21 protein-coding genes and 1 tRNA gene are annotated in these 23,131 nt (G+C 52.6%); 16 read left to right on the forward strand and 6 right to left on the reverse strand.

Features of this window, described 5'->3' with window-relative positions; all coding sequences use genetic code 11:
- The first annotated feature begins 404 nt into the window (after positions 1 to 404).
- From mepS to yejF, 6 genes are all read left to right on the forward strand, one after another.
- A complete protein-coding gene (gene mepS, locus EoCCA6_RS04420; protein WP_152081647.1) occupies positions 405 to 974 on the forward strand; it encodes a bifunctional murein DD-endopeptidase/murein LD-carboxypeptidase in 570 nt (189 codons plus the stop codon).
- A 126-nt stretch (positions 975 to 1,100) separates the two neighbouring features.
- On the forward strand, positions 1,101 to 2,654 hold the full coding sequence (locus EoCCA6_RS04425) for a cyclic di-GMP phosphodiesterase (RefSeq protein WP_152081648.1): 1,554 nt from the start codon (positions 1,101 to 1,103) through the stop codon (positions 2,652 to 2,654).
- 76 nt (positions 2,655 to 2,730) lie between these two features.
- Positions 2,731 to 4,536, forward strand: a complete 1,806-nt coding sequence (locus tag EoCCA6_RS04430; protein WP_152081649.1) for an extracellular solute-binding protein — start codon at positions 2,731 to 2,733, stop codon at positions 4,534 to 4,536.
- A 9-nt stretch (positions 4,537 to 4,545) separates the two neighbouring features.
- Positions 4,546 to 5,640: a microcin C ABC transporter permease YejB gene (locus EoCCA6_RS04435; RefSeq protein WP_152081650.1), complete on the forward strand. Its 1,095-nt coding sequence runs from the start codon at positions 4,546 to 4,548 to the stop codon at positions 5,638 to 5,640.
- A complete protein-coding gene (locus EoCCA6_RS04440) occupies positions 5,640 to 6,665 on the forward strand; it encodes an ABC transporter permease (protein WP_152081651.1) in 1,026 nt (341 codons plus the stop codon). Before EoCCA6_RS04435 ends, EoCCA6_RS04440 begins: the two co-directional genes overlap by 1 nt.
- 1 nt (position 6,666) lies before the next feature.
- Positions 6,667 to 8,256, forward strand: a complete 1,590-nt coding sequence (gene yejF, locus EoCCA6_RS04445; protein ID WP_152081652.1) for a microcin C ABC transporter ATP-binding protein YejF — start codon at positions 6,667 to 6,669, stop codon at positions 8,254 to 8,256.
- Between the two features lie 3 nt (positions 8,257 to 8,259).
- Here the strand turns inward: yejF and EoCCA6_RS04450 are convergent, their stop codons facing one another.
- From EoCCA6_RS04450 to rsuA, 3 genes are all read right to left on the reverse strand, one after another.
- Entirely contained in the window at positions 8,260 to 8,604 is a 345-nt protein-coding gene (locus tag EoCCA6_RS04450) for a YejG family protein (protein WP_152081653.1), read from the reverse strand.
- Between the two features lie 279 nt (positions 8,605 to 8,883).
- Positions 8,884 to 10,080, reverse strand: a complete 1,197-nt coding sequence (locus tag EoCCA6_RS04455; RefSeq protein ID WP_152081654.1) for a Bcr/CflA family multidrug efflux MFS transporter — start codon at positions 10,078 to 10,080, stop codon at positions 8,884 to 8,886.
- A gap of 15 nt (positions 10,081 to 10,095) precedes the next feature.
- Complete coding sequence (rsuA, locus tag EoCCA6_RS04460) at positions 10,096 to 10,803, reverse strand: 16S rRNA pseudouridine(516) synthase RsuA (protein ID WP_152081655.1); 708 nt, start codon at positions 10,801 to 10,803, stop codon at positions 10,096 to 10,098.
- A 148-nt stretch (positions 10,804 to 10,951) separates the two neighbouring features.
- Here rsuA and radD point away from each other — a divergent pair, with 148 nt between their 5' ends.
- Positions 10,952 to 12,709, forward strand: coding sequence for a DNA repair helicase RadD (radD, locus tag EoCCA6_RS04465; RefSeq protein WP_152081656.1), 1,758 nt, complete (start codon positions 10,952 to 10,954; stop codon positions 12,707 to 12,709).
- On the opposite strand, the gene EoCCA6_RS04470 is transcribed toward radD, so the two are convergent.
- Entirely contained in the window at positions 12,706 to 13,605 is a 900-nt protein-coding gene (locus tag EoCCA6_RS04470) for an SDR family oxidoreductase (RefSeq protein WP_152081657.1), read from the reverse strand. The two genes, radD and EoCCA6_RS04470, sit on opposite strands and share 4 nt — an antisense overlap.
- A 98-nt stretch (positions 13,606 to 13,703) precedes the next feature.
- Here EoCCA6_RS04470 and EoCCA6_RS04475 point away from each other — a divergent pair, with 98 nt between their 5' ends.
- Together EoCCA6_RS04475 and rplY are read left to right on the forward strand one after the other, a co-directional pair.
- Positions 13,704 to 14,537, forward strand: a complete 834-nt coding sequence (locus EoCCA6_RS04475) for a helix-turn-helix transcriptional regulator (RefSeq protein WP_152081658.1) — start codon at positions 13,704 to 13,706, stop codon at positions 14,535 to 14,537.
- A gap of 127 nt (positions 14,538 to 14,664) precedes the next feature.
- Positions 14,665 to 14,949 (forward strand): 50S ribosomal protein L25, encoded by a 285-nt coding sequence (rplY, locus tag EoCCA6_RS04480; protein WP_148419877.1) that lies wholly within the window; start codon positions 14,665 to 14,667, stop codon positions 14,947 to 14,949.
- Positions 14,950 to 15,000: 51 nt separating this feature from the next.
- On the opposite strand, the gene yejK is transcribed toward rplY, so the two are convergent.
- On the reverse strand, positions 15,001 to 16,008 hold the full coding sequence (yejK, locus tag EoCCA6_RS04485; RefSeq protein WP_152081659.1) for a nucleoid-associated protein YejK: 1,008 nt from the start codon (positions 16,006 to 16,008) through the stop codon (positions 15,001 to 15,003).
- A 134-nt stretch (positions 16,009 to 16,142) separates the two neighbouring features.
- On the opposite strand from yejK, the gene EoCCA6_RS04490 reads away from it, so the two are divergent.
- The 6 genes from EoCCA6_RS04490 (at position 16,143) to EoCCA6_RS04515 (ending at position 21,039) form a co-directional block, all read left to right on the forward strand.
- Entirely contained in the window at positions 16,143 to 16,370 is a 228-nt protein-coding gene (locus tag EoCCA6_RS04490; protein WP_063450346.1) for a YejL family protein, read from the forward strand.
- 19 nt (positions 16,371 to 16,389) lie between these two features.
- Positions 16,390 to 18,150, forward strand: coding sequence for an LPS biosynthesis-modulating metalloenzyme YejM (yejM, locus tag EoCCA6_RS04495; RefSeq protein ID WP_152081660.1), 1,761 nt, complete (start codon positions 16,390 to 16,392; stop codon positions 18,148 to 18,150).
- A 73-nt stretch (positions 18,151 to 18,223) separates the two neighbouring features.
- Positions 18,224 to 18,300: transfer RNA gene (locus EoCCA6_RS04500), tRNA-Pro, on the forward strand.
- Positions 18,301 to 18,574: 274 nt separating this feature from the next.
- The gene (locus tag EoCCA6_RS04505; protein ID WP_119915468.1) at positions 18,575 to 18,922 is read left to right on the forward strand and encodes a MerR family transcriptional regulator; all 348 of its coding nucleotides are present in this window, start codon (positions 18,575 to 18,577) and stop codon (positions 18,920 to 18,922) included.
- 29 nt (positions 18,923 to 18,951) lie between these two features.
- Positions 18,952 to 19,704 carry a glucose 1-dehydrogenase gene (locus tag EoCCA6_RS04510; protein ID WP_152081661.1) on the forward strand — a complete coding sequence of 251 codons (753 nt, stop codon included), beginning with the start codon at positions 18,952 to 18,954 and terminating at the stop codon, positions 19,702 to 19,704.
- Positions 19,705 to 19,833: 129 nt separating this feature from the next.
- Positions 19,834 to 21,039, forward strand: a complete 1,206-nt coding sequence (locus EoCCA6_RS04515) for an NAD(P)/FAD-dependent oxidoreductase (RefSeq protein WP_152081662.1) — start codon at positions 19,834 to 19,836, stop codon at positions 21,037 to 21,039.
- Positions 21,040 to 21,085: 46 nt separating this feature from the next.
- Here EoCCA6_RS04515 and EoCCA6_RS04520 read toward each other — a convergent pair whose 3' ends face one another.
- Complete coding sequence (locus EoCCA6_RS04520; RefSeq protein WP_152081663.1) at positions 21,086 to 21,985, reverse strand: helix-turn-helix domain-containing protein; 900 nt, start codon at positions 21,983 to 21,985, stop codon at positions 21,086 to 21,088.
- A 134-nt stretch (positions 21,986 to 22,119) separates the two neighbouring features.
- On the opposite strand from EoCCA6_RS04520, the gene EoCCA6_RS04525 reads away from it, so the two are divergent.
- A complete protein-coding gene (locus EoCCA6_RS04525; protein WP_152081664.1) occupies positions 22,120 to 23,061 on the forward strand; it encodes an MBL fold metallo-hydrolase in 942 nt (313 codons plus the stop codon).
- Positions 23,062 to 23,131: the final 70 nt, after the last annotated feature.

The following is a 23,131-nucleotide window of genomic DNA, read 5'->3' on the forward strand; positions in this document are numbered from 1 at the left end:
AACCTCATCCATCAGGGATCATTGTCGATCCCTGATACATTCTCCCGCCTTTTTCACGTTTTCTGCCATCATTACGTCACATTATTCATGATATAAATGAACATGTTGCATGCTTTTTAACCCGATCTGCTGCCATTTTAAGCAATCCCGGTTATTCACTTTCTGTATCACAATTTCTTATAAAAAAATGGTTATTTTTACTCGCAATGCCCTACGCAATCGGTTAATCTCAGACTCGTTTTGCCTCACTGAGATAATTATTATCGTGGTGAATAAATTTGTGCGTTACACCACAAATCTGACCAGAAAGAATTGTCTCAATGTGAACAGATATTTAGTCTCGTCACGGTTGGCATTTTTATAACGATATTTGTCGTTAAGGACTTCAAGGGAAAATAAACAAAATGGTCAAATCTCAACCGATTTTGAGATATATCTTGCGGGGTATCCCGGCGATAGCAGTGGCGGTTCTGCTTTCTGCATGTAGTACAACGAACACCGCGAAGAATATGCATCCTGAGACGCGTGTTGTGGGAATGGAAGATTCCTCTTCACTGCAAGCCTCTCAGGATGAATTTGAAAACATGGTACGTAATCTGGACGTGAAGTCCCGTATTATGGACCAGTATGCTGACTGGAAAGGCGTGCGTTATCGTCTGGGCGGCAGCACGAAAAAAGGTATTGATTGTTCCGGCTTCGTACAGCGTACTTTCCGCGAGCAATTTGGGTTAGATCTTCCGCGTTCAACCTATGAACAGCAGGAAATGGGCAAGTCGATTTCTCGTACCAAGCTGCGCACGGGTGATTTAGTCCTGTTCCGTGCAGGTTCTACAGGTCGACATGTTGGCATCTATATTGGCAACGACCAGTTCGTACACGCGTCCACCAGCAGCGGTGTGACGATCTCCAGCATGAACGAGCCATACTGGAAGAAGCGTTACAACGAAGCGCGCCGTGTTCTGACCCGTAGTTAATATTACTGTCGTATCGTTGGTTATCCCTTGGCTGGCGATACGATAAAAAAAGCACTGCTCCGGCGGTGTTTTTTTTTGCCCGTTACACTGAGTACATTCAGCGGCAATTCAGGAAGCACGACGTCTATGTTCACCCGCTACTTCTCCAGCAACCGTAAGATCCTCGTCCTCAGTATCTTTACTGGCCTGTTCATTGCCCTGCTCCTGGGTTCGTTGCAATTTTTCTGGAGCTACCACAAAAGAGACGTGAAGTCCGATACCCTGATTTCGGACTTGAGCGTGTACATGGAAAGCTATTTTGAGGAGCTTAAAGCCTCGATCGATACGCTCCAGCCTCTCACGCTGAATAACTGTCAGGAGGTGAGCGCAGAGCTGACTTCTCGCGCGGCCTTTAGTATCAACGTGCGGGCCTTTTTACTGGTCCGGGATAAAAAAGCATTCTGCTCATCGGCAACAGGCCCGATGGACACCCCCATGGAGGAGCTTATTCCGGAGCTTCATATCACTAAACCGATCGATATGGCGCTCCTGCCAGGCACGCCAATGCTGCCCAACAAACCGGCGATAGCCATCTGGTATCGAAACCCGCTGGTAAAAGATGGCGGTGTGTTTACTTCCGTTAATATCAATTTAACACCGTACCTTCTTTATACGGCGCGCCAGGATGAGTTCGCGGGCATCGCCGTGATCATTGGTGATCAGGCGTTAACAACCATGTCCGGTGCCCTGATTAAAGCGCAAGATTTGCACGAAAAACCGGCCCGCACCGCCACGCTTAGAGGAGTTCCTCTTACCATCAAGCTCTATGCCGAAGCATGGACGACCGATGAACTGCTGTTTGCCCTGTTTTTCGGTCTGGTTTGCGGCATCGCAGCCGGTTCGCTTAATTACTACATTCTCACCATTCGCCTGAATCCAGGAAAAGAGATTTTAACCGCCATTAAGCTCGGTCAGTTTTACGTGGTTTATCAACCGGTGGTGGATGCAAAAGCGCTTAAAATGCGCGGCGTTGAAGTCTTAATGCGCTGGAAGCACCCCACGATGGGAGAGATCCCGCCGGATGCCTTTATCAATTTTGCCGAAGCGCAGCAACTGATTGTTCCCCTGACATTGCATCTCTTTGATCTGATTATACGCGATGCCCCGGTGTTGCAGACTGTACTCCCTCCTGGCGCAAAACTCGGTATTAATATTGCGCCAGGCCACCTGCACGCAGAAAGTTTTAAAGAGGATATACGCGCCTTTAATGCAGCCCTGCCGCAGGATCATTTCCAGACCGTACTGGAAATAACGGAACGTGACATGATTAATCAACGTGAGGCCAAGTCGCTGTTTGAATGGCTGCACAACGAAGGTTTTGAGATTGCGATTGATGATTTCGGCACCGGGCACAGCGCGCTGATTTATCTAGAACGTTTCACAATGGACTACCTCAAAATCGATCGGGGCTTTGTGAACGCCATTGGCACCGAAACGGTGACATCACCGGTGCTTGACGCGGTACTGACGCTGGCAAGGCGGTTGAATATGTCGACGGTTGCGGAAGGTGTAGAGACGCCGGAGCAGGCCGTCTGGCTGCGTGAGCATGGCGTTAATTTCCTGCAGGGCTACTGGATCAGCCGCCCCATGCCGCTGGAGCAATTCAGTAAATGGCAACCTGACGTGACGCCCGGTGAATAATTTCACAATGCGAGCGGCGTCAATTATCATTCACCCTAATTGAGTACGTCAGGATAAAAAAGGGAGCCGCCGGAAGATGTTTATGCGCTTCGTGTTGATGCTGTTGGCATTAGTAAGCCTGTCCAGCCAGGCGCAGACCATCAAAGAAAGCACGGCGTTTGCCGTCATTGGTGAGCCAAAGTACGCAATTAACTTTACCCACTTTGATTATGTGAACCCTGCCGCGCCCAAAGGCGGAAATGTCACGCTCTCTGCGATGGGCACCTTTGATAACTTCAACCGCTACGCGCTGCGCGGCGTGGCAGCGGCAAGGACAGAATCCCTCTACGACACCCTCTTTGTCACCTCTGATGATGAACCCGGCAGCTACTACCCGCTGGTGGCAGACAACGTTCGCTACGCGGATAATTTTGCCTGGGCGGAAGTTTCAATTAATCCACGGGCGCGTTTTCATGATGGCACACCGGTTAAAGCCAGCGACATCGCGTTCACGTTCCATAAATTTATGACCGAGGGCGTTCCCCAGTTCCGTCTGGTGTATAAAGGCGCAACGGTGAAAGCCATTGCGCCGCTGACGGTGCGCATCGAACTGAGCGAACCGAACAAAGAGAACATGCTGAGCCTGTTCTCACTTCCCGTTATGCCGGAATCATTCTGGAAAAACCATAAACTCAGCGACCCTCTCTCCACCCCGCCACTGGCAGGTGGCCCGTACCGTATCACCGACTGGCGCATGGGGCAGTATGTGATCTATTCCCGCGTCAAAGATTACTGGGCGGCCAACCTCCCGGTAAACCGTGGCCGCTGGAATTTCGACACCCTTCGCTATGATTATTATCTCGACGATAACGTGGCGTTCGAGGCGTTTAAGGCGGGGGCTTTCGATTTTCGTGTGGAGAGCAGCGCAAAGAACTGGGCAACCCGCTATATCGGTAAAAATTTCACAAAAGGTTATATCGTCAAAGACGAACATAAAAATGAGTCCGCGCAGGATACCCGCTGGCTGGCATTTAATATCCAGCGCCCGGTATTTGCCGACCGCCGGGTACGTCAGGCCATCACCCTGGCCTTTGATTTTGAATGGATGAACAAAGCGCTGTTTTACGGGGCATACAGCCGTACCAACAGTTATTTCCAGAATACCGAATATGCCGCGCGCAACTACCCAAACGCCGACGAACTGGTCCTGCTGGCTCCGCTGAAAGCGGAACTGCCGCCAGAAGTGTTTACCACCGTGTTTGAACCGCCTGAGTCCGACGGCAAGGGCTTCGATCGCGATAATCTGTTAAAAGCCAGTACGCTGCTGGATGAAGCAGGCTGGGTGCTGAAAAATCAAAAACGCGTCAATGCGCAAACGGGTAAGCCGCTGAGTTTTGAGCTTTTGCTCTCCTCAGGCGCAAACAACCAGTGGGTGCTGCCCTTTAAACAGAATCTTGAACGACTGGGGATAACCCTGAATATCCGCCAGGTGGATAACGCGCAGATCACCAACCGCATGCGCAGCCGGGATTACGACATGATGCAACGCCTGTATGCGGCGCAACCGTGGCCCGGCACAGATCTGCAGATCACCTGGGATTCCCGCTATATTGATTCTTCCTACAATGCACCGGGCGTTAAAAGCCCGGCAGTGGATGCGCTGATCGCCAAAATCGTGGCAGCACAAGGTGATAAAGAGAAACTTGTGCCACTGGGTCGGGCGCTCGACAGAGTATTAACCTGGAATTATTACATGCTGCCCATGTGGTATATGGGCGAAGATCGCATTGCCTTCTGGAACAAATTCTCTCAGCCATCTGTGCGCCCTGTTTACACCCTGGGCTTTGACACATGGTGGTACGACGTCAATAAAGCCGCCAGACTCCCCGCTGAGCGGCGTTAAGGAACTACGATGGGTGCTTACCTGATCCGCCGTCTGCTGTTGGTTATCCCGACGCTGTGGGCCATCATCACCATTAACTTTTTTATCGTGCAAATCGCCCCTGGCGGCCCGGTCGATCAGGCGATCGCCGCCATTGAGTTTGGCAACACCAGCGGTATGCCTGGCGGCGGGGGCGAAGGTATGGGTGCAAGCCATGCCCGAACCGGCACAGGCAATATCAGCGAGAGCCAATACCGTGGCGGCCGCGGGCTGGACCCGGAGGTAATTGCCGAGATCGTCCATCGCTATGGCTTCGATAAACCGCTCCACGAGCGGTATTTCACCATGCTGTGGGACTACGTGCGTTTCGATTTTGGCGACAGCCTGTTTCGCAGCGCATCCGTCCTGACGCTGATTAAACAGAGCCTGCCCGTCTCCATCACGCTGGGACTCTGGGGAACGCTGATCATCTATCTGGTTTCCATTCCGCTGGGTATCCGTAAAGCCGTCTACAATGGCAGCCGTTTCGATATCTGGAGCAGCACGTTGATCATCATCGGTTACGCGATCCCGGCATTCTTGTTTGCCGTACTGCTGATCGTCTTTTTCGCCGGAGGGAGCTATTTCGACATCTTCCCGCTGCGTGGGTTAGTGTCCGCCGATTTCAGCACCCTGCCGTGGTATCAAAAAATCACAGACTATTTCTGGCATATTACCCTGCCAGTGCTCGCTACCGTGATTGGCGGTTTCGCAGCGCTAACCATGCTGACCAAGAACGCGTTCCTGGATGAGATCCGTAAACAGTATGTCGTCACCGCGCGCGCAAAAGGCGTCGGTGAGAAGCAGATCATGTGGAAGCACGTTTTCCGCAACGCCATGCTGCTGGTGATCGCCGGATTTCCGGCCACGTTCATCAGTATGTTTTTTACCGGCTCGCTGCTGATAGAAGTGATGTTTTCGCTGAACGGCCTGGGGCTGCTGGGCTATGAAGCAACCGTGTCGCGCGATTATCCGGTGATGTTTGGCACACTCTACATTTTCACCCTGATTGGCCTGCTGCTGAATATCATCAGTGATATCAGCTATACGCTGGTTGATCCCCGAATCGATTTTGAGGGCCGCTAATGCCGCGTTTAAGCCCCGTCAACCAGGCCCGCTGGGCTCGCTTTCGCCATAACCGCCGCGGTTACTGGTCGCTGTGGATTTTTGCCGTGCTGTTTGTATTAAGCCTGTGCTCTGAACTGATTGCCAACGATAAGCCCCTGCTGGTGCACTTTAATGACCGCTGGTATGTCCCCGTACTCACCCAGTACAGCGAGAGTGATTTTGGCGGCCCGTTTGCTACTCCGGCCGAGTATCAGGACCCGTGGCTACGCAACCAGATTGAACAGCACGGCTGGGCGCTCTGGGCACCGGTGCGTTTTGGCGCGAACAGCATTAACTATTCCACCGAGACTCCGTTCCCGTCGCCACCCTCACGGCAAAACTGGCTGGGCACAGATGCCAACGGCGGTGACGTGCTGGCGCGCATTCTTTACGGCACGCGGATCTCTATCCTCTTCGGGCTGATGCTGACGCTGTTTTCCAGCGTGATGGGCGTCGTGGCGGGTGCCGTTCAGGGCTATTACGGCGGTAAAATCGATCTCTGGGGACAGCGCGTGATTGAGGTCTGGTCCGGGATGCCGACCCTTTTCCTGATCATTTTGCTTTCAAGCGTAGTGCAACCTGATTTCTGGTGGCTACTGGGAATTACCGTCCTGTTCGGCTGGATGGCGTTGGTCGGCGTTGTCCGCGCTGAATTTCTGCGCACGCGAAATTTTGACTACATCCGTGCCGCTCAGGCGCTGGGCGTGAGCGATCGCGGAATTATCTTCCGCCATATGCTCCCTAACGCCGTGGTCGCCACCCTCACCTTCCTGCCATTTATTTTATGCAGTTCGATCACCACCTTGACCTCACTCGATTTTCTCGGTTTCGGGTTACCGCTCGGTTCACCATCGCTTGGTGAACTGCTGTTACAGGGAAAAAATAACCTTCAGGCTCCCTGGCTGGGGATTACCGCATTTCTTTCTGTGGCAGTGCTGCTCTCGCTGCTGATCTTTATTGGCGAAGCCGTGCGCGATGCCTTTGATCCCAACAAGGCGGTATGACATGACGCAACCCCTTCTCAGTATTGAAAATCTGTCCATTGCCTTTTCGAAGCAGGGTGAGACGCGCACGGTGGTCAATGATTTATCGCTGCAGATCCAGCGCGGCGAAACGCTGGCGCTGGTGGGTGAATCTGGCTCCGGCAAGAGCGTCTCGGCGCTCTCCGTGCTTCGCCTGCTCCCTTCCCCGCCGGTCCGTTATCCGCAAGGGGATATTCTTTTTCACGGCAGTTCACTGCTTCATGCCGACGAACAGACTCTGCGCGGGGTCCGCGGCAATAAGATTGCCATGATTTTCCAGGAGCCGATGGTATCGCTCAACCCGCTGCATACCCTTGAGAAGCAGCTCTACGAAGTGCTTTCCTTGCACCGGGGTATGCGCAAAGAGGCGGCACGGGGCGAAATACTGGATTGTCTTGAACGTACCGGCATACGCAATGCAGCAAAGCGGCTGAGTGATTTCCCACACCAGCTTTCCGGCGGTGAGCGCCAGCGCGTGATGATTGCGATGGCGCTGCTCACACGCCCTGAACTGTTGATTGCCGATGAACCTACAACAGCACTGGACGTCACCGTGCAGGCGCAGATCCTGCAATTGCTGCGCGAGTTGCGCGATGAGCTCAACATGAGCCTGCTGTTCATCACCCATAACCTGAGCATCGTCAGGAAACTGGCGGACAGCGTGGCCGTCATGCAAAACGGGCAATGCGTTGAACAAAACAGAGCGGCCCCCTTGCTGAGCGCCCCTCAGCACCCGTATACGCGGCGTTTGCTCGACAGTGAACCGTCTGGCGATCCGGTGCCTTTGTCTGAAAACAGTACACCGTTGCTGCGCGTTGAAGATCTGGCCGTTTCGTTTCCCATCCGCAAAGGTATTTTTCGCCGCGTCGTTGATCAGAACCCGGTTCTGAAAAATATCAGCTTTACCCTGCGTCCCGGTGAATCACTCGGGCTGGTAGGCGAGTCCGGTTCAGGCAAAAGCACGACCGGTCTGGCATTGCTGCGCTTAATCGCCTCACAAGGGCACATTCTTTTCGATGATTTGCCTCTGCACAGCTGGGATCGCCGCCAGATGCTTCCCGTGCGCCCGCGCATGCAGGTCGTATTTCAGGACCCAAACTCCTCGCTCAATCCACGGCTCAGCGTTTTGCAGATTGTTGAAGAGGGGCTACGAGTACACCGCCCGGCGCTCACGGCCCAGCAGCGCGAAGAGGAAGTGATGCGGGTGATGGTGGAAGTGGGTTTAGATCCCGATACGCGGCACCGCTACCCTGCCGAATTTTCCGGCGGACAGCGTCAGCGCATTGCCATTGCTCGTGCGCTGATCCTGAAACCAGAGTTAATCATACTGGATGAACCGACCTCGTCACTGGACAGAACCGTCCAGGCGCAAATCCTGGCGCTATTAAAAGGGTTACAGGCGAAACACCGGCTGGCCTATATCTTTATCAGCCACGATCTCCAGGTGGTACGCGCTTTGTGTCATCAGGTGATTGTGTTACGGCAGGGAGAGGTAGTCGAGCAGGGTGAGTGCCAGCGCGTATTCGCTGCACCGACGCAGAATTACACGCGCCAGCTATTAACGTCCGGCTAGCGCTCAGAAAGGATATTGACCAGAGAACGGCTCGGCAATTGCTACGCCAAAGTTTTTCAGACGGCAGGTCGCAGCGAACTCGTCCTGGCTGTTCACAAACAGGCAAGGCTCGCCTTCACACTCCAGCACGGAGCTGTCCACTTCAATATCCGTCAGCGCCTGGCTGAGGCGCTCCATTACTGGCCACGCATCTTCATCGCTCGGGCTCAGCAGCTTGAGCGCGACCAGACAATTTTCGCAACCTGGAGCGCTTTGCGGAATCGGTTCAACCTTCGAACCTGCAAAACCCGCCGACCAGCGATAGCTCTGTGGCAAGCGATGGACAATGGAGAGTTGTAATGTATTCACGTTCGTTCCCCGGAAGCAAATTTACTTCACAATTTATTTACATTTATAGTAACACATCATCGCTAACCTGCACTATGAAGGGCTTTTTTACAGGCGTTACAGGTTCGCGTCGGCGCTATATGTACCCGTTTCTGCGATCTAACTCAACCTTTTTAAATACAATGATGTGACTTTTTACACAAATAGATTTTACATAAAAGAAACAAACACAGGGTAAACGAACGGAGGTTTGGTTGATATGCATCAACAAAAAGGCCCGATTCGGGCCTCAGGTGTTCTTTAGTTAGCCGCTTTTCGCGGCCGACTGGCGTAAAGATAGAAGAGAATGGAGCTGGTTGCGCAGAATGCAATCGCCCATAGCATCGGCCAGGCCGTGTTAAAGGTCGCCATAGAAAGCAGCGCGCCAACGATCGCACCAATCCCGAAGCGGAACGTCCCCGCCAGCGATGAAGCGGTTCCCGCCATGTGCGGGAACTCATCGAGGATCACCGCCATCGCATTGGATGAGACCATCGACACACAGCCGACAAACGCCGCAACACCCACCACCAGGGCCCAGAAGCCCACACCGAAAAACGCGCTCACGACCAGCCAGATAGCCATCACAAACTGGACCCACAGCCCGGCACGAAACATGTTGATCGCCCCGACCCTGCGAACAAAGCGGCTGTTAATGATGGTCATGACAAACAGGAACACGATATTCAGCGCAAAGTAGTAGCCAAAGTGCTGGGGCGAAACGTGGTTCAGTTCAATGTAGACAAACGGCCCCGCGCTGAGGAAGGAGAACATCCCGGCAAAGCTGAAGCCGCTCGCCAGCATGTAGCTCAACACGCGCTTATGGCGAAACAGCGAGGCGAAGTTCCCCATGGTGGTACGAATGTGGAATTTCTGTCGGCGCTCGACGGGCAGCGTCTCATCAATAAAGAAGAAGATCATTGCCGACGCCAGCAGAGCCGCAATCGCCAGTATCCAGAAAATCGCATGCCAGCTGAACCACACCAGTACGGCACCGCCGACCATCGGTGCCACCAGCGGTGCAATGGTCGTCACCAGCATGACAAACGACATCATGCGAGAGAACTCTTCCTTCGGGTAAACATCACGCATCAGGGCGTTTATCACCACGCTCGCCGCTGCCGCCGCCAGACCGTGGAAGAAACGCATAACGATCAGTTGATCGATACTCTGCGCCAGCGCACAGGCTACTGCCGCTCCAGCAAAGACCAGCGTACCGCCCAGAATAACCGGTTTACGGCCGAGGCTGTCGGCCATCGGGCCGTACAATAGCTGACCAATAGCGAAACCGAGAATATAGGTGCTGAGCGTCATCTGCGCGCTGCCCGCCGGGACGCCAAACTGCGCGGAGATCACCGGCAGTGCAGGCAAATACATATCGATAGACAGCGGCATCAACATGGCCAGCAGGCCAAGGATGAAGACGATTTTGAACGACGAGTGTGGCCTGGTGGTCACAGAGTTCTCCTGAAATTAGCGTGAAGTCAGACCAACGCTGGCGATCTCTTCTTCTGTCAGCGGGCGATATTCGCCAGGCTCCAGGTCGGGATCGAGTTCAATCGCACCAATACGTTCACGATGCAGACCTGTAACGTGGTTACCCACTGCGGCAAACATACGTTTTACCTGGTGGTAGCGCCCTTCGCTGATGGTCAGACGGACTTCCGTCGGCGTGATAACCTCAAGCACCGCCGGTTTGGTCAGATCTTTTTCATTGTGCAACTGAACGCCTTTAGCGAATTGCGCAGCCGTATCATCCGATACCGGCGATTCCAGCGTGACCAGATAGGTTTTCTCGCAGTGATGACGCGGAGACGTAATGCGATGCGACCATTGGCCATCATCGGTCATCAGCACCAGACCGGTGGTATCGATATCCAGACGTCCTGCCGCGTGCAGTTTGTGTGCAACCGGCTCGTCGAGAAAATAGAGGACTGTCGGGTGATCCGGGTCGTCCGTTGAGCAGACGTACCCTTCCGGTTTGTTAAGCATGAAGTAACGCGGGCCATGCTGCTGGGTCAGCGGGTTGCCGTCATACTCAACCTGATGCTCAGGCTGGAGTTTGAACGCGGTGTCTTTCACAATGTCGCCATCCACGGTAACGCGGCTGGCGCGAATTTCACGCCCGGCAATAGCGCGGCTTACGCCGAGTTGCTGAGCGATAAACTTATCAAGTCGCATGAAATCTTTTTAGCCTTAATGGTGCTGGAAGCGGGCAACGCCCGAAAAAGAAGCAGTCAGGAACGGTTCAGTATAATGGTCTGGTTGCGTCACTCAAGGGAAAAAGTTTCGTGGCATACTATATGCGAAATAACTAAACCGAGAACCCATGACTTTTACACTTCGTCCCTATCAGCAGGAAGCCGTCGACGCGACCCTCGCCTGGTTCCGTAAACACCGGGAACCGGCGGCAATTGTGCTCCCGACCGGTGCAGGCAAAAGCCTGGTGATCGCCGAACTGGCACGCCTGGCACGTGGACGCGTGCTGGTACTGGCGCATGTTAAAGAGCTGGTGGCGCAAAACCACGCCAAATATTGTGCGCTTGGGCTGGAGGCTGATATTTTTGCCGCCGGACTAAAACGTAAAGAGAGCCACGGCAAAGTGGTGTTTGGCAGCGTGCAGTCGGTTGCCCGCAATCTGGAACAGTTTCGCAGCGAGTTCTCATTGCTGATTGTCGACGAGTGCCACCGTATCAGCGATGACGACGACAGCCAGTATCAGCAAATCCTCACCCACCTGAAAGAGGTGAACCCTCACTTACGCCTGCTCGGCCTGACGGCCACGCCCTTTCGCCTGGGTAAAGGCTGGATTTATCGCTTCCATTATCACGGCATGGTGCGCGGAGACGAGAAGGCGCTATTCAGCGACTGTATTTATGAGCTTCCACTGCGCTACATGATTAAGCATGGCTACCTGACGCCCCCGGAGCGCCTGGATATGCCGGTGGTCCAGTACGACTTCAGCCGTCTGCAGGCGCAAAGCAACGGCTTATTCAGTGAAGCGGACCTTAATCAGGAGCTGAAAAAACAGCAGCGCATCACGCCGCACATCGTCAGCCAGATCGAAGAGTTTGCCCAGACGCGCAAAGGCGTGATGATTTTTGCTGCCACCGTTGAACACGCACGAGAAATCACCGGCTTATTACCCGCTGACGACGCGGCGCTGATCACCGGCGAAACGCCCGGCCCGGAGCGCGACGCGCTGATTGACGCCTTTAAAGCGCAACAGTTTCGCTATCTGGTGAATGTCTCGGTGTTAACCACCGGCTTTGACGCCCCTCACGTCGACCTGATTGCTATTCTGCGCCCAACCGAATCCGTCAGCCTTTATCAGCAGATTGTCGGGCGCGGCCTGCGGCTGGCTCCAGGGAAAACGGACTGCCTGATTCTGGATTACGCGGGTAACCCGCACGATCTCTACTCTCCTGAAGTTGGCACGCCGAAAGGCAAAAGTGACAACGTCCCCGTTCAGGTGTTTTGTCCCGCCTGCGGGTTTGCTAACACCTTCTGGGGCAAAACCACCGCCGACGGTACGCTGATTGAACACTTTGGCCGCCGCTGTCAGGGCTGGTTTGAAGACGATGAAGGGCATCGCGAACAGTGTGATTTCCGTTTCCGTTTTAAAAACTGCCCGCACTGTAACGCCGAAAACGACATAGCCGCCCGCCGTTGCCGGGCGTGCGACACGGTGCTGGTCGACCCGGACGACATGCTGAAAGCGGCGCTGAAGCTGAAAGATGCGCTGGTGCTGCGCTGTTCCGGCATGGCGCTGCAGCCCGGCGCGGATGAGAAAGGCGAGTGGCTGAAAATTACCTATTACGACGAGGACGGTGCAGACGTTAGCGAACGGTTCAGGGTGCAAACGCCTGCCCAGAGAACGGCTTTCGAGCAGCTCTTTATCCGCCCACATACCCGCACACCAGGCGTGCCGCTACGCTGGATAACCGTTGCGGATATCGTGCATCAACAGCTATTACTGCGCCACCCTGATTTCGTGGTGGCGCGTAAGAAAGGCCAGTTCTGGCAGGTACGGGAAAAGGTCTTTGACTACGAAGGCCGTTTTCGCCGGGCGAACGAACTGCGCTAGTGAGGTATGTCGCCGTAATTCATGGCGCTCAGATCGTCAATCAGGCCGGGTCCGGCGGGCTGCCATCCCAGACGTTTTTGTGTCCAGGCTCCACTGGCGCGAAGATCCAGCTTTGCGAAAGCGGCAAACCAGCCAAAGTAGTCTCCGGCCTCTTCTTTTGACAAGGAGAGCGTCGGTAGCCCCATGCCAGCCGCAACGGTCTGCGCAATCATTCTGGACGCGATAGCTTCCTCAGCAACGGCATGATAGCGTTCCCCGCGCGTCCCCTTTTCCAGCACGAGGCAATACAGCCGGGCCACGTCATTCACATGAGCCGCTGACCAGCTATTCATCCCCTCTTCAATCCAGGCTGCGCTGCCTTTTTCGCGACAGAGCTGGATATAATAAGAGATCAGCCCCTGCCGACGCGTGTCATGAACCTGTGGCAGGCGCACCACGCGAACATCCACGCCTTTTTCGAGAGCCGCGTTTCCCGCCTGTTCAGAGGCAATACGCGGGTTAGGATGGTTGCGGTTAAAAATCGACTCCGTCGCAGGCTGCCCGTTTTCCGGATCGCCCATACCGGTCCCGGAGGTAATGATCAATGGCCGGTCAGACCCCGCAAGCGCAGAGCTTAGCGTGGCGATCACCCGGCTATCTTTTTCACAGTTAGCCACAAAGCGGCTGAAATCATGATCAAACGCGGTATGGATCACCGTATCTGCACGTTCCACAGCAGGCAAAAGGGTATCGGGTTCATCAATCGTACCGAGGTGGATCTCAATACCTGCCTCACGTAACCGTTCTGCACTTTCCTGCGATCGCGCAAGGCCAATCACCTGGTGCCCATTACGCTTAAGTTCTTCAGCAATACGTGAACCGATAAATCCCGTCGCTCCGGTTAAAAAAAGACGCATAACGTACCTCCTGATAAATGTCACAGGTACGTTAACGCTCTCTCCTGATACTATAAAAGTAGTGAGATTATCGTGGTATACGAATTAACAGGCTAACCATGACTGATGAAAAGCATAATGCGCCCGGTGAATTTCTTAAGGCCTGCCGATTGCGCCTTGATCCTGCCTCTTTTGGTTTTTTAACCGGACGTCGCCGCACGCCAGGTTTACGTCGTGAAGAGGTCGCGCAACTGGCCAATATCAGCCCGACCTGGTACACATGGCTTGAACAGGGTCGCGGTGGTGCACCGTCGAAGGAGGTGCTTAATCGCATCGCCTCAGGACTACGCTTAACCGCCCCTGAGCGGGAGCATCTCTTTATCCTTGCATTCGGACATCCTCCCGAAAATCATTTTCGTGGGCCAGATTCCATTACGCCGCGTCTGCAGCGCGTACTGGACGCAATGCCGGATAGCCCTGCCATTATTAAGAATGTTGCATGGGATGTGATTGCCTGGAACCGTGCAGCCGCGGTGGTACTCACCGATTACGGTGCCCTGCCCCGCGAGAAACGCAATATTCTGCGACTGATGTTTAGCGACAGCCGGGCGCGATCTATCCAGAAAGAGTGGGAAAGCGTGGCAAGTGTAGTCGTTAACGCGTTTCGTGCCGATGTTGCCCGTGCGGGGAAATTTCACAACACAGAACAGCTTATCGAAGAACTTTCACTCGCCAGCCCGGAATTTGCCGCGTTGTGGAGCCGCAACGATGTCGCCGGACATGCGGAGGGGGTAAAACATCTTCGTCATCCGCAACTGGATGATATTGCGCTGGAGTTTTCAACCTTCATCATTGAGGGGCGACCAGATTTAACCATGATGGTTTTCAATCCGGCGGATGATGAGAGCCAGCAGCGTATCCGGCAGTGGCTTAACGCGCATCCGGCTGTCTAACCATACGTTTTGATTGCCCTGCGGGAGATTGGGGGCTATAATGCCGCCCGCTTTTGCATCCGCAAAGCAGAACACTCACCTGCTGCTGGGTCGCCTGTAGTAGGGTTTTAAATACAGAGAGAAATCAATGTTCACTATCGAAGCAGAAGTACGTAACGTGCAGGGTAAGGGTGCGAGCCGCCGCCTGCGTAACGCTAACAAGTTCCCGGCTATCGTTTACGGTGGCGAAGCTGCTCCAGTTGCTATCGAACTGGATCACGACAAAGTGTGGAACATGCAGAACAAAGCTGAATTCTACAGCGAAGTTCTGACCATCGTTGTTGGCGGTAAAGAAGAAAAAGTGAAAGTTCAGGCTGTTCAGCGTCACGCGTTCAAGCCAAAACTGACTCACATCGACTTCGTTCGCGCGTAATCGCAAACCTGTCGAGAAAAACCCCGCTTCTGCGGGGTTTTTTTATGGCAGTTATTTCCCGCCAGAGGTACGACGCTGCAGCTGATCGCGCAGGTTTGGCGGCGTGCCTTTAATGGTCAGCGTGTCGGTGGCCGGGTCCCAGAAAATACGTTCCCCCAGCAGCATGGCATCAAAGTTAATCGTTAACCCGCCGCCGCTACCGGCGAATTTGGTGAGCTGGCGCAGCGTACTGCGATCCGCCGGGAAGCTCTCTTCAAGCTCATAGCCTTTCTCTGCGGTGAATTCCTGGAAGCTGACTTCGCTGACGCCCGCCAGCTCTTTTGACAGCGACTCCAGCTCAATTTCCTCACCGGCCTGCAATTGCTCGTTGCAGTAGCTGTAAACCTGCTGACGCACGGTCTGGCGTTCAGATTTATCAAGCTGCGCTTCTGCCGTGAAGTCGTCGACCGCCTGCAGCAAACCTTTGTTCTGCGCTTTAGCGTTCAGCCCTTCACTGGCACCGAGGAAGTCCATAAAGAAATCGGCCACTTTGCGCCCCACGCGACCTTTCAGGAAGGTCAGGTAGCGGGTTGATTCCGGATTGGTTTCCCACTCGGTCAAATCAATACGCGCCACGATATCCGCATGGTTAATATCCAGATAGTGCGTGGAGCTGATATCCAGCTGTTCGTTTACGCGCATGCTGCTTAAGTTGTTCAGCACGGTGACCAGCAAATACTCTACCGCCAGGTAGCGATAGTGGCAGAACAGGACAACACCGCCATCGGCAAACGGATATTTCGCCAGCTCGTCGCGCAGACGCCCGGTGGCGGCACGGCTGAATGCCAGGAAATCCTCTTCGCCCTGACGCTGCAGGCGCAGGCTGGCTGCCAGCTCGCTCTCTTCACTGAACAGGCCATAGGCTTTATTTTTCGCGCTGTAGACGCGGTGCAGCTCTGCCATCATCTCAACAACGGTAGGCGTTGGTTCCAGTAACGAATCGCGCAGCACCACTTCAAGGGTTTGCTCATCACGCTTGATAAGCTGGTGCAAGGCAATCTGGTTGATTTCCAGACTCATGATAAACTCTCCTTTTAGACCGGGCGGTATTCAACCACCACCAACGCATGTGTGCAACAAGAGATAAAAAAGGGGAAAAAAAGCTGTTGCTACGGTAATATGTTGCCCTTTCATCAACAAACTGATTTTGATTTATGCCACAACATTCCCGCTACAGTGACGAACACGTTGAACAATTGCTCGGTGAGCTGGTCAACGTACTGGAAAAACATAAAACGCCGACCGATCTCTCCCTGATGGTTCTGGGAAATATGGTCACCAACCTTATCAATACCAGCGTTGCTCCGGCTCAGCGTCAGGCGATTGCCAAATCTTTCGCCCAGGCTCTGCAGTCCTCTGTGAGTGACGACCAGGCCCATTAAGGGAAACGAATAACAGTTTATGGTGACAAATCGTCAGCGCTACCGCGAAAAAGTCTCCCAGATGGTCAGCTGGGGGCACTGGTTTGCCCTGTTCAACATTCTGTTGGCGATGGTGATTGGCTGCCGTTATCTGTTTGTGGCGGACTGGCCTACCACGTTAACCGGGCGTATTTACTCCTGGATGAGCGTTGTCGGTCACTTTAGTTTTCTGGTATTTGCCACCTATCTGCTGATTCTGTTCCCCTTGACGTTTATCGTCATGTCGCAGCGTTTAATGCGGTTCCTGTCGGCGATCCTCGCGACAGCCGGTATGACGCTGCTGCTTATCGACAGCGAAGTCTTTACCCGATTCCACCTGCACCTTAACCCTATCGTCTGGGAACTGGTGATTAACCCGGATCAAAACGAGACCGCGCGGGACTGGCAACTGATGTTTATCAGCGTCCCGGTGATCCTGTTGATTGAGATGCTGTTTGCTACGTGGAGCTGGCAAAAGCTCCGCAGCCTGACCCGACGCCGCCATTACGCGAAGCCTGTCGCAGCGCTCTTTTTCATTTCATTTATTGGTTCGCACCTGATGTACATCTGGGCAGATGCGAACTTCTATCGCCCAATTACCATGCAGCGCGCCAACCTGCCGCTCTCATACCCTATGACGGCACGCCGTTTCCTTGAGAAACACGGCCTGCTGGATGCTCAGGAATATCAGCGTCGTCTGGTCGAGCAAGGGAATCCGGAAGCCGTCAGCGTACAGTATCCGCTCAGCGAGTTGCGCTATCGTGATATGGGTCGCGGGCAGAACGTCCTGCTTATCACCGTTGATGGCCTTAACTATTCGCGCTACGAAAAACAGATGCCTGCGCTGGCCGAATTTGGCGAGAATAATGTCACCTTTACTCAGCATATGAGCTCCGGTAACGCTACCGATGCGGGTATTTTCGGTCTGTTTTATGGGATCTCGTCGGGCTATATGGACGGCGTTCTGTCTGCACGTATTCCTGCGGCGCTGATAACCGGGCTGAACCAGCAGGGATATCAGTTAGGTCTGTTCGCGTCAGACGGCTTCAATAGTTCGTTGTATCGTCAGGCATTGTTGTCTGATTTCTCATTGCCTGCGGCGCAGAGCCAGTCCGATGCGCAAACCGCGAACCAGTGGATTAACTGGCTGCAGCGCTACGCCCAGGAAGATAACCGCTGGTTCTCCTGGGTTGCCTTTAATGGCACAACGCTTGATGACAGTAATCAGAAAGGCTTTACGCGCCGCTACTCCCGCGCTGCGGGTGATGTCGATGCGCAGATTGCGCGCGTGCTCACTGCCTTGCGCGCATCCGGTAAGCTGGAGAATACCGTGGTGATTATCACTGCGGGTCACGGCGTACCGTTAGGTGATGAGGCGAAGAACATGGACTGGTCGCGTCCAAATCTGCATGTGCCGCTGGTTATTCACTGGCCGGGAACGCCTGCGCAGCGCATTAATATGCTCACCGACCATAAAGATGTTATGACCACGCTGATGCAACGTCTGCTGCACGTGAGCACACCGGCGAACGAATACTCGCAGGGACAGGATCTGTTTAGTGCGACGCGTCGTCATAACTGGGTGACGGCTGCCGGGGGTAACACGCTGGCGGTGACCACGCCGGAGCTGACGCTGGTGTTGAACAGCAACGGGAACTATCAGACCTATAATCTGCAGGGCGAGAAGCTGAAAGATCAGAAACCGCAATTAAGCCTGCTCCTTCAGGTTCTGACGGATGAGAAGCGGTTTATCGCTAACTGATTAATTATAAACCAGTTAGCGTCGGCTTCCCCTTGCATTCAGCAAGGAAACGGGTAGTATTCCTTTTATGCGTCGGCACGTAGCGCAGCCTGGTAGCGCACCGTCATGGGGTGTCGGGGGTCGGAGGTTCAAATCCTCTCGTGCCGACCAAAAACACATTAAAAACCAGCCTGTTAGGGCTGGTTTTTTTTTATCCTTATGAATCGCTACCGCTTTGGACGTCATCCTCCCTGCGCTTTCCCGCTCCGCGCCAGATATAGGGCTTTCCGATAACGATATACATCGGTTAGAGGCCGCCAGCGCTTTACTACCACCCTATGCATTCGTTCTCTGAAATATTTTATTACATATTTAACATCCCCGTTCGCTTTACATTGACACTAGTGTCAATCTTGTAGATTACCACTACAGCGAGGAGAAGAGTATGCGACCATCCGATCTGGCAAAACTCACCGGAGTAAGCAACAGAGTTCTGCGTCATTATGAATCGAAAGGGCTCATCCGTTCACGGCGACTAGATAATGGATATCGTGATTATGATCCGAAGGAAGCGGAAAAAGTGAAGTGGGTAATCTCGTTAATTAAATGTGGATTCAGTACCAGGCAGATAGCTGAGCTGGAAAAGTTCTCTCAGATCAGCGATATGGACGATGACCGTTTTATTATGTGCCTGGAACAGCACCGGAATAAGCTACAAGCACTGGATACGCTGATTGAGTTACTCAACGAACGTCGAAACGCACTCGCTGCACGGATACATTCCTACGAATGATGAATATTTTTATCGGAAAGAGATGAAGTATGAAACGTTTAGAAAATAAGGTTGCCTTAATTACCGGAGGCAGCAGCGGCATCGGGCTGGCAACAGCAAAAAGATTTATTAATGAAGGTGCCAAAGTCATCATTACCGGAAGAGATGAAAATACGCTGAACCAGGCCATGCGTGAGCTGGGGGATAAGAATGCCATTGCAATACAATCAGATATTAGTGATTTAAATAATCAAGAGGCTGTTTTTTCAACCATCGAAAAACGCTTCGGTAAACTGGATATTGTCTTTGCCAATGCAGGGATTATCTTGCTTTCTGATTTTCAGGACTCGACCGAAAGCGACTTTGATAACCAGTTTAATATTAATGTGAAAGGAACTTTTTTTACCGTACAAAGGGCTCTACCGCTGATGCCACAAGGCGGGTCGATTATATTGACCTCATCTATTGCTCACTACAAGGGCCTTGACGGACACAATATCTATGCAGCGACAAAAGCTGCGTTACGTTCTTTCGCACGAAGCTGGACAGCGGATCTTAAAAACCGAAGTATCCGTGTTAACTGCATAAGCCCTGGCCCCATCGCCACGCCAATCATCAGCAAAATGGGCATTTCCGAGGCAGACCGTGAATTGTTTAATACGAACGTTGCGAGCCATATACCTGCCGGGCGGTTTGGCAAACCAGAAGAAGTTGCTGCCGCTGCGCTTTTCCTTGCCTCAGATGAAAGCCGTTTTATATCGGGAATTGACCTCTGTGTGGATGGCGGGATGGGGCAGATTTAACCGGGATCAAAAATAATATCAAATATGATTAAAAGACATCAATTTTGATGAAGTTCTTTTTTCTGATTATCTCTATATTTATTGCCATGAAGGGCCCATCACTATCCAGTGTTTATTAAAGGTATTTATATGAATAAACGTATTATTATTGCCGGTGCAGGTTTTGCAGGTATGTGGGCGGCCATCTCCGCGGCCAGACTTATACACTTAAACAATGCTGACAATCAGGTTGATATATTTCTTGTCTCGCCTGAACCAAAGTTAACCATACGTCCAAGGCTTTATGAGGCCGTTCTTGAAAAGATGGACCCGTCGATTCTTGACGTGCTTAAGGCGGCGAATGTGAAATATATTCGTGGACGGGTTATTGATATTGATACACAAAATAAAACGATTACCGTCCAAAAGCCAGATGAAGAGACCCGAGTTAATTTTGACAGTTTTGTGCTGGCTGCGGGAAGTCAGGTCTTTCATCCAGAATTGAAAGGGTTGAAAGAGTATAGTTTTGATGTCAATTCGCTGGAAAAAGCCCGCGAACTTGATGCGCATTTACAGTCGCTGGCAGCAGAACCTGATTCGCAGGCGCGGAATACCGTCGTGGTTGCAGGAGGAGGCTTAACGGGTCTGGAAACCGTAACAGAGATGCCGGAACGTTTGAATACACTGTTTGGCGCGGAAAGTCAGCCGCAGGTCATCATCGTTGATAATGCGCCCAAAATTGGGCAGGCAATGGGAGAGGATGCCTGTGAGATTATCAATCAGGCACTGGCCAGCAGCGGAATTGCAGTACGCACAGGCGTAAGAGTGTCATCCATCGAGGCGAATGGCGTCACGCTATCGAACGGTGAGTTTATTCCCAGTAAAACGGTCATCTGGACCGCCGGAATGCGTGCCAGTCCATTAACCCGGTTTATTCCTGGTGAACACGATTCGCTGGGACGCGTGATCGGCGATTCTTTTTTACGCGCCCCAGAAGCCCACGGTATCTTTGTTACCGGAGACACGGTGAAGGTGCCTACTGATAATGATGGCAATTACAATGTAATGTCCTGTCAACATGCCATGAGCCTGGGGCGCGTGGCTGGACACAACGCGGCGGCTGAACTGCTGGAGTTGCCATTGCATCCCTACAGCCAGCCTAAATACGTTACCTGCCTCGATCTTGGCAAATGGGGAGCCGTTTATACTGAAGGCTGGGATCATCAGGTGATGTATCAGGGCGAGGAGGCTAAAAAAATTAAGCAGGAAATTAATACCCTGTGGATTTATCCCCCTGAGCCCGATCGGGAGAAAATGTTCTCTGTCGCCAATCCCGATTATATTATTGTGCCGTAAATTACAACGTCCTCGATGCACTGCATTGAGGTTATTTTCCTGGACTTCATTTTGCATCATGGCTCTTTTTACGCCACTGACTGGGAGTTAACCCCGTCATTTTTCTGAATGCACTGGTAAATGCATTTTGCGAGTTGTAGCCGCTTTCCAGTGCAATTTCAGAAACCTGCTTATTGGTGGATTGTAATTGTAAAAAAGCACGTTCCATTACACGCTGTTTGAGCCAGCCATAAGGCGTAAGACCGGTACTGTTTTTAAACGCCCGGCAAAAATGTGCAGATGACATACCCTGCTCCGCTGCCAGAGCCTGAATAGTCACCTCCCCTATCGGGCTGCTATCCAGGATTTCCAGCGAATTTTTAAGGACGCGTGGGGACAGAAAATAGTTGGCCTGTTGGACATGTGTCTTAACAGGGGAATGATTCTGTATCAGCTGAAGTACCAGCGCCAGCATTAAATGTTCGCAAAGGAGATGAGTGATTTTATTGTTATCTGAAAGGGTATCATGAAGAGCTGAAATTATTTTTGCGGTTGTATCATCAAAATAAGCGGTGCGGAACAGGAGTTCCGTTAGGGGGGCATCTATTTGTAATAACAGATCGTTGAACGTTTGATCAGGAATGTAAAAATGAATCACATCAACGGTGCCAGGCATATCCCAGCGTGACGAACTGCCACGCGGAATAGTCGTAATGGTGCCTTCTCTGATGGTATCTCTTACCACCTGATGTCCTGTTCTTCGCTCAACGGTTTGCATATTGCCGAAGTGCGCGATGATAACGTGTTGATCCATTGGGGCAATAGTTTCGTGCAGCGGCCCATGTGGCCATCGATAACAGTTTACAGACAAGGGATTGCTGCTAGTCATGCTTAATTCTGGCTGATTTTTTAATACTCGGGTCATCTCCTTGACGGTATCTTTAAGTATAACCTCATGATTATTCATGATAATGCCCGCAACGCCAGTGTAAATAGTCTCCAGAGTATAGGTGAAGTTTAAAACGCTAACCTACTTGCCATAAATCCGTCCGCGTTATCACCACGATAGCCGGGAGTCTATATCTGTTGTCAGGAGGTATTATGGAATTATCTAAAACTGCGGCAGATCCGATGCCTGCAGAGGATCGCGTGTCCGTTTCTCATTCTGAACCAGAATTAGTCCCATCGCGTTACCCGCTAAAGATCGGCGACATTGAAGTGCTTGTTGTCAGTGATGGTGTTCTGTCTTTACCGGGCCCAATGCTGGGCCATAATGCCGATCCTTCCGTGAGATCAGCCTGGTTTAAAGAGATGTTTTTACCCTACGACGAACTCGACTGGGCTCTTAATGTCGTGGTGGTAAAAAGCGGTGACAGAACGATCCTCATCGATGCAGGTATGGGTGTCGCCTTCCCTGACCTGCCACGAGCCGGACGGACAGTTCAGCGGCTGGAATCTGCCGGTATTAATCTCGCATCCATCACTGACGTGGCGATCACCCATCTGCATATGGACCATATAGGGGGGTTGCTTATCAAAGGTGTAAAAGAACGTTTGCGTCCTGATCTTCGTATTCATGTGGCAGAGGCTGAAGTTAACTTCTGGGAGTCGCCCGATTTTTCCCAGGTATCCATGCCCACGGGCTTCCCGGAAGCACTCAGGAAAACGGCGACACGGTTCTTACAGGAATACAAGGGCCAGTTGCAAACTTTCGAGAACCAGAGTGAGTTGGCTCCTGGCGTTCTCATTACGCGTATTGGCGGTCATACGCCAGGTCATAGCGTAGTCCGTCTGGCATCACGTGGTGAACGCTTAACATTCGCTGGCGATGCGGTATTTCCGGTCGGCTTCCAGCATCCTGACTGGTTCAATGGCTTCGACCATTATCCCGAAGAAGCTGCTCGCGTACGGATTCAACTCTTACGGGAACTCGCCGCCAACCGGGAATCTCTTGTGGCAACACACCTCTCCTTCCCGTCCGTGTGCCATGTCGCCATTGATGGAGATACCTTCCGTTGGGTGCCGGGCCACTGGAGATACTGAAATAGGGTTAACCCTGTCCGGTAGAAGGTCGCATTATCTTTCAGGCTGTTCGCCTACGCTCAGAAGTTTG

This window comes from Enterobacter oligotrophicus (assembly GCF_009176645.1).
GTDB classification, from domain to species: Bacteria; Pseudomonadota; Gammaproteobacteria; order Enterobacterales; family Enterobacteriaceae; genus Enterobacter; species Enterobacter oligotrophicus.